The 10,578-nt window shown below is 71.5% G+C and carries 10 protein-coding genes; 2 read left to right on the top strand and 8 right to left on the bottom strand.

Translation table 11 applies throughout. The features are described from left to right. Nucleotides 1-20: 20 nt before the first annotated feature. The 8 genes from CVS47_RS16830 to CVS47_RS00205 all read right to left on the bottom strand — a co-directional run bounded on the left by CVS47_RS16830 (nt 21) and on the right by CVS47_RS00205 (nt 8,518). Entirely contained in the window at nt 21-770 is a 750-nt protein-coding gene (locus tag CVS47_RS16830) for an aggregation-promoting factor C-terminal-like domain-containing protein (RefSeq protein ID WP_206502689.1), read from the bottom strand. Nucleotides 771-1,059: 289 nt separating this feature from the next. Next, nucleotides 1,060-1,464, bottom strand: a complete 405-nt coding sequence (gene mnhG / locus CVS47_RS00235; protein WP_127094283.1) for a monovalent cation/H(+) antiporter subunit G — start codon at nt 1,462-1,464, stop codon at nt 1,060-1,062. Further along, entirely contained in the window at nt 1,461-1,730 is a 270-nt protein-coding gene (locus tag CVS47_RS00230) for an MrpF/PhaF family protein (protein ID WP_127094282.1), read from the bottom strand. The genes mnhG and CVS47_RS00230 overlap by 4 nt, the downstream gene beginning before the upstream one ends. Further along, a complete protein-coding gene (locus CVS47_RS00225; protein ID WP_127094281.1) occupies nt 1,727-2,305 on the bottom strand; it encodes a Na+/H+ antiporter subunit E in 579 nt (192 codons plus the stop codon). The genes CVS47_RS00230 and CVS47_RS00225 overlap by 4 nt, the downstream gene beginning before the upstream one ends. Beyond that, nucleotides 2,302-3,858 (bottom strand): Na+/H+ antiporter subunit D, encoded by a 1,557-nt coding sequence (locus CVS47_RS00220; protein ID WP_127097103.1) that lies wholly within the window; start codon nt 3,856-3,858, stop codon nt 2,302-2,304. The genes CVS47_RS00225 and CVS47_RS00220 overlap by 4 nt, the downstream gene beginning before the upstream one ends. Before the next feature lie 2 nt (nt 3,859-3,860). Next, nucleotides 3,861-4,406 carry a Na(+)/H(+) antiporter subunit C gene (locus CVS47_RS00215; RefSeq protein WP_127094280.1) on the bottom strand — a complete coding sequence of 182 codons (546 nt, stop codon included), beginning with the start codon at nt 4,404-4,406 and terminating at the stop codon, nt 3,861-3,863. Next, nucleotides 4,406-7,327, bottom strand: coding sequence for a Na+/H+ antiporter subunit A (locus tag CVS47_RS00210; protein ID WP_127094279.1), 2,922 nt, complete (start codon nt 7,325-7,327; stop codon nt 4,406-4,408). Before CVS47_RS00210 ends, CVS47_RS00215 begins: the two co-directional genes overlap by 1 nt. A 132-nt stretch (nt 7,328-7,459) precedes the next feature. Then, on the bottom strand, nt 7,460-8,518 hold the full coding sequence (locus CVS47_RS00205) for a LacI family DNA-binding transcriptional regulator (protein ID WP_127094278.1): 1,059 nt from the start codon (nt 8,516-8,518) through the stop codon (nt 7,460-7,462). Between the two features lie 58 nt (nt 8,519-8,576). Between CVS47_RS00205 and CVS47_RS00200 the strand changes: the two genes are divergently transcribed. Beyond that, nucleotides 8,577-9,806: an MFS transporter gene (locus CVS47_RS00200; RefSeq protein ID WP_127094277.1), complete on the top strand. Its 1,230-nt coding sequence runs from the start codon at nt 8,577-8,579 to the stop codon at nt 9,804-9,806. 66 nt (nt 9,807-9,872) lie between these two features. Then, nucleotides 9,873-10,568 carry an endonuclease NucS gene (gene nucS / locus CVS47_RS00195; RefSeq protein ID WP_127094276.1) on the top strand — a complete coding sequence of 232 codons (696 nt, stop codon included), beginning with the start codon at nt 9,873-9,875 and terminating at the stop codon, nt 10,566-10,568. The last annotated feature ends 10 nt before the right edge of the window (nt 10,569-10,578 follow it).

Raw genomic sequence — 10,578 nt, 5'->3', positions numbered from 1 at the left:
TCGCCGCGGCCCTCGTGCGCTCAGTACCAGTTGACGGACTGCGAGTGACCCCACGCGGCGCACGGCGTGCCGTACACGGAGGAGATGTAGCCGAGACCCCAGGCGATCTGGGTGGCGGCGCTGGTCTGCCAGTCGGACCCGGCCGAGGCCATCTTGTCGCCGGGGAGTGCCTGCGGGATGCCGGTGGCCCCGCCGTCGGCGTTGTACGCCTGGTAGTTCCAGTTCGACTCCTTCGTCCACAGCGAGTCGAGGCACGAGAACTGGTCGGCGCCCCAGCCGTACTGCGACGCGGCCATCGACGCGCCGGTCGCCCGGGCGCCGTCGGGCGAGTTGGCGATCGCGGCGGCCTGCGCAGCCGCTTCGGCTGCCGCCTGGGCCTCCGCGGCGGCCTGCGCCTCGGCGGCGAGCTGCGCGTTGACGGCGGCGACCTGACTGACGACCTTCGAGGACGTCTCGCGCACCAGGCGCGTGAGCGCGGTGACCGACGACTCGGGCAGGGAGGACGGATCGGTGAGGTTGGCCAGCTGCGTGTCGAGCAGCGAGGTGTCGACCTTGCCCTCCGCGGACTGCTTCACCGCCCGGGCCATCGTCGTGTAGAACGCGGCGTCCTGGTCGACGGCCCGCTGCGGCGAGGCCACGACCGCGGCCTGCGGGGCGTTGACGGCGGCGACGGCCGAGACGGCGGGGACTGCGACGCCGGCGATGACGGCGAGGGCGACGGCGGCGGGGATGGCGAATCTCTTCGCGCGCGCGGGAGTGCGTAGGCGCACGGGGCTCCAATGATCGGGCTTCCCTGAGGCTGCTCCGAGGAAGGAGTGCGCGCGGACGCGCGGCCGTCAGGCTGGCAGCCCCGCACCACGGCCGCCGGCGAGGCGACCACTCCTCGGGAGAGAGCGGGCAGGGCGTCCTCCGCATCGGGATGCTGCGGCGGACCCGTTCACGTTAGGTGCCGTTTCTGGGCGTGTCCTCCACGAGTCCTTGCGATTGCATGCAAAGGACATCGCGTGCCGGCGACGTGGAACGGCCGGCCAGGCTGGATCGGTCGCCCCTGAGAGCGGGTCAGCCGCCGGCGGCGGGCGGCGTCTCGCGTGACTCGGCGAGCTCGTCCACGACGAGGTCGCGCTGCGCCACGGTGCCGTTGCGGTAGGCCTGCCGCCCGACCATGTGCGCCGACAGCGGCGCCGTGGCGAGCTGGATCAGCACCACCGGCACGAGGAACGCCACGACCGGCCACGAGCGCAGCGACAGCGCGACCGCGAGGCAGATGAGGATGAGGCCGAGCACCTGCGGCTTGGTCGCCGCATGCAGGCGCGTGGGCACGTCGCGGAAGCGGAGAAGCCCGATCGCCGCCGTGAGGCAGAGGAGGGCGCCCGCGAGGATCAGCAGCAGCGACACGAGATCCAGCCCGGCGTCGAGCACACCGGGGGCCGCGGCATCCGCAGTCACGGAGAAGAGCGCGTTCATCGCTGGGCGTCGTCCTTCCTCGCCACGAACCGGGCGATCGAGATCGAGCCGAAGACGCCGACGGCGGCGATGACGAGCATCACCGGCAGCGAGCGCGAGTGGTGGTTGATCGCCATCTCAGCCCCGAGCAGGCAGAGCACCTCGGTGAGCAGCACGTCGGAGGCCACCGCACGGTCGAGGATCGACGGACCGCGGACGATCCGCCACAGGGTCAGCAGCGCCGCCACCGCGAAGACGACGTAGACGATCACGAGCAGGATGTTCACGACGCTCCCCCCGCCGGACGATGCAGCTGCGGATCCTTCTCGAGCTGCTCGACCTGGGCTTTCGACCCGACGGCGAGCACGATGCGGCTCTCCCAGCGGCGCACGCTGCGGCGCTGCTCCTCGACGGCCTCCCTGTCCTTCACGCCGATGACGTGCAGGTACAGGATGCGCCGGTCGCGGTCGCTCTCGACGATCAGCGACCCGGGAATCAGCGACGCCGTCACGGCGACGTGCGCCATGATCAGGTCGTCGTCGGTCTGCAGCGGCACGGCGATGATGGCGGTGCCGGGGTAGGCCCTGGGATTCAGCACCTGCCAGGCGACCGTCAGCGACCCGCGCACGAGCGCCCACAGGAACGACAGCACGAACACCAGGCCGTACCAGAGGTTCACCCGGCCCGAGAGCTCCACGGGCGGCAGCCGGAACACGCGGGTCACGAAGACCGCCACGACGAGGCCCGTGAGGAGGGCGACGATCGTGAACTGGCCCCAGAGCAGCATCCACAGGGCGACGAGCCAGAGGAGGAACGGGAGCTGGCGCCACAGCAGGCGGGCCCCGGAGACCTGCGGCGTCACCGGCCGGCCTCCTTCTCGAGCTGCACGAGCGAGACGGGGTCGAGCAGGGAGGCGCCGATGCGCTCGCACACCGCGTAGAGCGGGCCGGCGAAGACGGTGAGCGCGATGGTGACGACGACCATCCCCGAGGTCGCGGCCGTCATGATGCGCGGGATGACGCGGCGCTCGGTCTGCACGGCGGCGCCGTCCGACCCGTCGAGGTAGGAGATGCGCGACTCGGTCTCGGCCGAGTCGTCCTCCTCGCGCCAGAACGACAGGTTCCAGGCGCGCATGAGGGCGTAGAGCGTCAGCAGCGAGGTGACGATGCCGCCGACGATGAGGACGATCATCAGGGGCGTTCCGACCTCGGCCGCCGCGTCGAACAGCGCGAACTTGCCGATGAAGCCGGAGAAGGGCGGGAGGCCGCCGAGGTTGATGGCGGGGATGAAGTACAGCACCGCGATCACGGGGGCGGCGCGCATCAGCCCCTTCACCTTGAGGATCGACGTCGACCCGGCCCGGCGCTCGATGAGACCGACGGCGAGGAACAGGGTCGTCTGCACCACGATGTGGTGGACCATGTAGTAGATCGTCGCCCCGATCGCCGCCGGGGTCGCCACCGCCAGCCCGAACACCATGTAGCCGATGTGGCTGACGAGCGTGAAGGAGAGGATGCGCTTCAGCTCCGCCTGCGCGAGGGCGCCCAGAACCCCGACGACCATCGTGGCCAGGGCGACGATGAGCAGCAGCGTGTTGACGTCGTTGTCGCGGAAGATCTCGGTCTCGGTGCGGATCATCGCGTAGACCCCGACCTTGGTCAGGAGTCCCGCGAAGACCGCCGTCACCGGTGCCGGCGCTGTCGGGTAGGAGTCGGGCAGCCAGAACGACAGCGGGAAGACCGCCGCCTTGATGCTGAAGGCCAGCAGCAGCATGAGGTGCAGCACGAGCTGGGTCTGCTGCGGCAGCTCGGTCATGCGTTCCGACAGCTGCACCATGTTCACCGTGCCGAGCGCGCCGTAGATCATCGCGATCGCTGCCAGGAACAGGATCGACGACACCAGCGAGACGACGATGTAGACGACGCCGGTGCGGATGCGCGACTCGGTGCTGCCGAGCGTGATGAGCACGTATGAGGCGACGAGCAGGATCTCGAACCCGACGTAGAGGTTGAACAGGTCGCCGGCGATGAAGGCGTTGAAGATGCCCGCCGACAGGATGAGATACGACGGGTGGAAGATCGACACCGGAGTGTCGTCGTCGCCGTCGGCCGCGCCCTGACCGACCGAGAAGAGCAGCACCGCGAGCAGCACGACGCTCGACACCACGACCAGCAGCGCCGCCAGTCGGTCGACGTACAGTACGATGCCGAACGGGATCGGCCACCCGCCGACCGACACCGCGATGGGCTGGCCGCCGGCGTCGACGGCGTACAGGAGCACCGACGCGACGACGAGCACGAGCGTCAGCGTGATGGTGGAGACGAACACCTGCGTGCGGCGGTGGCGTCCGGCGATGAGCGCGATCGCCGCGCCGACCAGGGGAAGGGTGACCAGCAGGGGGACGAGGGCGCTGATGCTCATCGGGCGCCTCCCTCGGGACGGTCGGCCTGACGGGCGGCCGGGCTGTCGGTGGGCGCGTCGTCGCGGAGTCCGGAGAACTCGCGGCTGCCGATGATGGTGATGGGGGACGTCTCCATGCCCACGAAGTCGGTCGCGGCGTCGTCGGACTCGGTCTCGGACTCGTCGTCCATGTCGTCTTCGTCCTCGACACCGCGGCGGCGTACGGCGATGTCCTCGGCGTCGTCCTCGACGGTGTCGGCCTGGCCCAGCTGCCACGAGCGGTAGATGAGCGCCAGCAGGAACGCCGAGACGGCGAAGGTGATCACGATCGCGGTGAGCGTGAGGGCCTGCGGCAGCGGGTCGGACAGCTGCTCCGGATCGCCGTCGCCGGAGAAGGCGGCGAGGCCGGGCTCGCCCATGACGATCAGCAGCAGCAGATTCGCGGCGTTGCCGAGCAGGAGGAAGCCGATGAGCACGCGGGTGAGGCTGCGTTCGAGCATCGCGTAGACGCCGCAGGCGAAGAGGACGCCCATCACGACGATGAGGACGAGCGAGGCATCCATCAGGCACTCACCCCCGGGCGGACTCCGGCGGCCGTCTGGGCCTGCGCCTGGCGGTCGACCTCGGCGCCGAGGCTGCGCAGCACGTCGAGCACGAGCCCGATCACCACGAGGTAGACGCCGACGTCGAAGATCGTGGAGGTGACGAACTCGATGTGGCCGATGACCGGAAGGTCGGCCTCGAAGAAGGTGCTGGTGAGCGGCGCGGCGCCGAACAGCAGCGGCACGACGGCGCACGCGACCGCCAGGCTCATGCCGATGCCGAGGAGGCGACCCGCGTCGGCGGGCGCGGCGGCGCCCAGTTCGTACCGGCCGCCCGCGACGTAGCGCATGACGAGCGCCATGCCCGCGACCAGGCCGCCGGCGAAGCCGCCGCCGGGCAGGTTGTGGCCGGCGAAGAGCAGGTAGAGCGACACGACGATGATCGAGTGGAACAGCACCCGCACGATCACCTCGAGCAGGATCGAGCGGTTCTCCGGCTTCACGCGCTGTCCGCCGACGAGCCACGCCTGACGCTGCCTGCCGTCGGTGCGGGGCTTGACGCCCTCCGCCGTCTCCACGAGCGGACGCCGCGTGCGCGTGCGCGGCAGCGGGGCGGTGAAGTCCGACAGCGTGTCGGCGCGGTGGGTCACGAAGACAAGGGATGCCACGCCCGTCGCGGCGAGGATGAGCACCGACAGCTCGCCCATGGTGTCCCACCCGCGGAGGTCGACGAGGGCGACGTTGACGACGTTGCGGCCGTGGCCGAGCTCGTAGGCGAGCTCGGGGAAGCGCTCCGAGATCGGCGTCGCGACGCGCGAGGACGTGGCGATGATCGCGATCGCGGCCATGGTGAGCCCGACGGCGGCGGCGACGACGGCGCGGAGGACGGGGAGGACGGAGGCGTTGTGCTCGCCCAGGCGCGCGGGGATCCGCCGCAGCACGAGAGCGAAGGCCACCAGCGTGACCGTCTCGACGAGCACCTGCGTGACGGCGAGGTCGGGCGCCCCGCTCGTCGCGAAGAGGATCACCATGCCGAGCCCGGTCACCGAGACGAGCACGACGCCGGTGTAGCGCTTGCGGGCCCGCACGGCGATGACGCCCGCGATGATCATGAGCGGCGCGGCCACGAGCTGCATCGGCGTCTGGAAGAGCGTGAGCCGGGCCTCCCAGCCGCCGCCCGCGATGAGCGCCGTGGCCTCGGCGGCGACGAACACGACGAAGATCGTGCCGACGTAGACCGCGAGCGATCCGCGCTGCGTGAGGCTCGTCGTGAGCACGGACAGGCGCGCGATGCCGCGGAGGGCGGCGTTGTAGACCTCGTTGGCGGTGAAGGGCAGCACGCGTGCGCGCGCCGTCCAGCCGCGGGTGAGGAGGAAGACGACGAGCCCCACGCCGACGGTGCCGAGCGAGATGAAGAGCGCCGGCTCGAGGCCGTGCCAGAGCGCGAGGTGGTACGGGTGGTCCGGCGCGGGCACGCCCGGCGTCGCGACCGGCGCGGTGTCGGCGTAGGGGGTGAGCGCGCCGTCGATGGCGGGCGCGGCGACTCCGGCCACGATCGACAGCCCCGACAGCAGCACCGGTGCGGCGAGGAAGCCGATAGGCGGATCGGGCCACTCGGTGCGGTCGATGCCGCTGTCCTTCTTCGTCCAGAAGGCGCCCCAGAGGAACCGCGCGCCGTAGGCCATCGTCAGCACGGAGCCGAGGACGATGCCGAGGAGCGCGACCAGGCCCCACGCCGAGCCGCCCGCCGTCTCCTCGAGCAGCGCGGTCAGGGCGCCCTCCTTGGCGACGAAGCCGATCGTGGGGATGATGCCGGCCATGCTCGCCACGGCGATGAACGAGAAGACCGCCATCACGGGCGCCTGCCGGCCGAGTCCGTTCAGTTCGTTGATGTCGCGGGTGGACAGCTGGCGGTCGATGACGCCGACGACCAGGAACAGCGCCGACTTGAACAGCGCGTGGCCGACCAGCAGAGCGAGGCCGGCGAGCGCGGCGTCACGGGTGCCGTAGCCGAGCACGACGGTAAGCATGCCGAGCTGGCTCACGGTGCCGAACGCGAGGATGCGCTTGAGGTCCGCCTCGCGGAGCGCCTGCAGTCCGCCCAGGATCATCGTGAACACGCCGAGCGAGATGACGATCGGACGCCACGGCGCCGCGAGGGCGAACACCGGGGCGAGGCGGGCGATGAGGTAGATGCCGGCCTTCACCATGGCCGCGGCGTGGAGGTACGCGCTCACCGGCGTGGGAGCGGCCATCGCGCCGGGCAGCCAGAAGTGGAACGGGAAGATGGCCGACTTGCTGAGCGCTCCGACGAGCAGAAGGATCAGCGCCGCGTCGACCATCGGACCGGTGGGCGCCTCGGCGAGGATCGTCGACAGGCTGCTCGTCCCGGCGTCGACGACGAGGAGCACGACGCCGATGAGCATCACCAGCCCGCCGAGCGTGGTCACCAGGAGCGCCTGGAGCGCAGCGCGGCGGCTCGCGGCCCGTCGGTTGTAGAACCCGATCAGCAGGTACGACAGGATGCTCGTGATCTCCCAGAACATCACCAGCACGACCAGGTCGTCGGTGAGCACGAGTCCGTACATCGCGCCGGCGAAGGCCAGCAGCACGGCGGAGAACTGCCCGACGCCGTCGCTCTTGCCGCGGAAGTACCAGCGGCAGTAGATCATCACGAGCGCGCCGACCCCGGTGACGACCAGCGCCATCACCCAGGCGAGGGTGTCCATGCGCATCGAGAGCTGGATGCCGAGCGCCGGGATCCAGTCATATGCCTCGAACGGCACATCACCGGACTGCACGAGCGGTGCGAGCCAGACGGTGTGCGCGAACGCGATCACCGGCAGCGCCGCGGCGACGTAGAACGCCCGGGCGCCGATGCGGGACACGAGCCACGGCAGCAGAATCGGGATGACCGCGAACGCGCCGAGGAGTGCCAGCATCCGCGGCCTCCTCAAGGTCGTCGGCAGCGGAGGGGAAGCGCTGCACGGGCGATCGGGGTCTGACACCCATTCTACGGGCGGGCGACCTGCGGATCCGCCGGGTGGAACGGGCTCACTCGCGCGGCATCACGTTCAGACCGGCGCGGGACCCGTCGTGTTCCCCTCGCGGAAACGGCAGGTGAAGTGGATGGATGCCGCCACCCGGCCCTCGAGCATGGCCGCGACGGCCTCACCGGCCGCGCGGCCCTTGTCGGTCGCGGGCTGCACGAGCGTCGTCAGCTCGTAGGGCGCGAGGCCGTCCACGACCACACCGTCGAAGCCCGTGACGCTGAGGTCTTCCGGCACCCGCAGCCCCGCCTCCTCCGCCGCGCGGATGATGCCGGCGGCCAGCACGTCGCTCTGCGCGAGCACGGCGGTCGGGCGATCGGCCGCGCCGAGCATCTCCCGGCCGGCGCGGAGGCCCTCGTCGATCGAGCTGCCCGCCGACGCGTATGCCGGCGCGCCGGGGAAGACATCGCGGGCTCCGGCGAGGCGGTCGCGGGTGACGTCCACCGTGATGCGGTCGGCAGCCCCGGCGTCGAGCCAGCCGCGGCGACGCGCGACCGTGGTCGGCAGGGTGAGGATGGCGACCCGCGTGTGCCCGAGGCCCTTCACGTGGCTGGCCGCCTGGCGCTGGGCCTCGCGGCTGTCGAGCCGGATCTGCGGCACGTCGTCGCCGGCATCGCCCTCCAGCACCACGACCGGGAGCCGTCGCGCGAGGACGGCCGCGAGCGACTCCCGCAGCGAGCCGCTGCAGCCCATCAGCACCGCCGCGTCGACAGGCGCCGTCGTGAGGGTGGGTGCCGAGGCGGCGGATGCTGCGCCCAGGCCGTCGCGGAGGAGCAGCAGTCCGGCCCCGAGCGGGGCGACGGCCTCGGCGAGGCCGTCCATCGTGAGACGCGTCACCGGGTCGAGGAAAGCCGCGCCCAGGTGCTCCTCGAGCACGACGCCGACGATGCCCGAGCGACCGCGCCGCAGCGAGGCGGCGCGCGGGTCGGGGCCGCTGTAGCCGAGCGCCTCCGCGGCCTCGCGCACCCGACGGCTCGTCGCCTCCGACACGGGCGTCTTGCCGCTGAAGACCACCGACGCCGTCGAGGGCGAGACCCCGGCCGCGCGCGCGACATCGGAGATGGTGGCTCTGCGAGTGCTCACACGAGGATGTTAGCCCGGCGGGTTTCCGCCCGTCGAATCGATTCGGTAGCCTGGTGCGATGACCTCCGCCCTCAGCCGGCCCCAGCTCGTCGCCTGGCGGACCGCGATCTTCGCGATCTTCTTCGCCACCGGCCTCGGCTTCGCGTCGTGGGCGGCCCGTCTCCCGGCCGTCAAGGTCGATCTCGGCATCAACGACTTCGAGGTCGGCGTGCTGCTGTTCGTGTCCGGCGCGACGTCGCTGATCGGCCTGTCGCTGGCGAACCTCATCGTCGTGCGCTGGGGAGCCCGGCGGGGCATGTTCTTCACCATCCTGACCTTCGCGGCGGGCGTCATCATCGCCGGCCTCGGCGTGCAGGTCGCGCAGTCCTACGCGGTCACCGCGGTGGGGCTGTCGCTGATGGGCCTGGGCATGAGCTCGACCGACGTCATGATGAACGTCGAGGCGGCGGCGGTGGAGCAGGCGTTCGGTCGCACCCTCATGCCCCTCTTCCACGCGTTCTTCAGCCTCGGCACGGTCGCCGGCGCCGGCGTCGGCATCGCGATGGCGGCCGGCGGCGTGGGCGTCGGCCTGCACCTGGGGGCGGTGGGCATCGCCGTCATCATCACCGGCCTCCTCGCCCTCCGCGCCGTTCCCGTCCACGATGCGGTGCCGACCGATGAGGCCGCCGCGCCCGGCCGCGGCGAGCGCCTGCGGCAGTCGCTCGTCGTATGGCGCGATCCGCGCACGTACGCGATCGGCATCATCATGCTCGGCATGGCCTTCGCCGAGGGCAGCGCGAACGACTGGCTGACGATCGCCATGGTCGACGGGCACGCCGAGACCGAGGCCGTCGGCGCCGTCGCGCTCACGGTGTTCTCGGTCGCGATGACCGTCTTCCGCATCCTGGGCGGACCGCTGGTCGACCGCATCGGCCGCGTCTGGACGCTCCGGGTGCTGTCGGTCGCTGCCGCCGTCGGTCTGGTGCTGTTCATCCTCGCGCCGTCGCTGCCGGTCGCCTTCGTCGGCGTGGCCCTGTGGGGCGCGGGAGCCTCGCTCGGCTTCCCGCTGGGCATGTCCGCCGCCGCCGACGACCCGACGAAGGCCGCCGCCTCGGTCTCGGCCGCCGCCACGATCGGCTACCTGGCCTTCCTCTGCGGCCCGCCGCTCCTCGGCTGGATCAGCCACTCGATCGGCATCCTCCCCACCCTCTGGATCATCGTCGGACTCATCGTGATGTCGGGCCTCGCCTCGGGGGCGGCCAAGCCGATCGCCGGGTCGAAGGTCGGCGCCGGGCACGCGGCGCACTGAGCCACCCTCGGCACCGACGCCCACGCCGCCGCGATGCCCACCGGCCGCCGCGGGTAGGCTCATCGGGTGCGTCTTGTCATCGCCCGCTGCTCCGTGGATTACGCCGGTCGCCTGAACGCGCACCTGCCTCTGGCCACGCGCCTCCTCGTCCACAAGGGCGACGGCAGTCTGCTGGTGCACTCGGACGGCGGCTCGTACAAGCCGCTCAACTGGATGAGCCCGCCCTGCACGCTCACCGTCGAGACGCCCGACGGCGACAACGTCGCCGCCGGCGTTCAGGAGGTCTGGCGCGTGACGCACGCGAAGACCGGCGACTCGCTCCTCGTGCGCATCTACGAGCTGCTGCACGACTCCTCGCACGAGCTGGGCATCGACCCCGGGCTGCAGAAGGACGGCGTCGAAGCCGACCTCCAGCGCCTCCTCGCCGAGCAGGTCGGCACCATCGGCGAGGGCCTCACGCTCGTCCGCCGAGAGTTCCCCACGGCCATCGGCCCGGTCGACCTGCTCCTGCGCGACCCCGCCGGCGGCACGATCGCGGTCGAGGTGAAGCGGCGCGGCGACATCGACGGCGTCGAGCAGCTGACCCGCTACCTGGAGCTGCTGGGTCGCGACCCGCACCTCGCCCCGGTCACCGGCGTCTTCGCGGCGCAGGAGATCAAACCCCAGGCCCGCGTGCTGGCGGCGGACCGCGGCATCCGCTGCGTCACCCTGGACTACGACGAGATGAAGGGCGTCGCCTCCGGCGCCCCCCGGCTGTTCTGAGCCGACGGGT

Source organism: Microbacterium lemovicicum, assembly GCF_003991875.1.
Taxonomy (GTDB): domain Bacteria; phylum Actinomycetota; class Actinomycetes; order Actinomycetales; family Microbacteriaceae; genus Microbacterium; species Microbacterium lemovicicum.
Note: the sequence above shows the minus strand (reverse complement) of the source record. Positions and strands in the feature narration are given on the sequence as shown.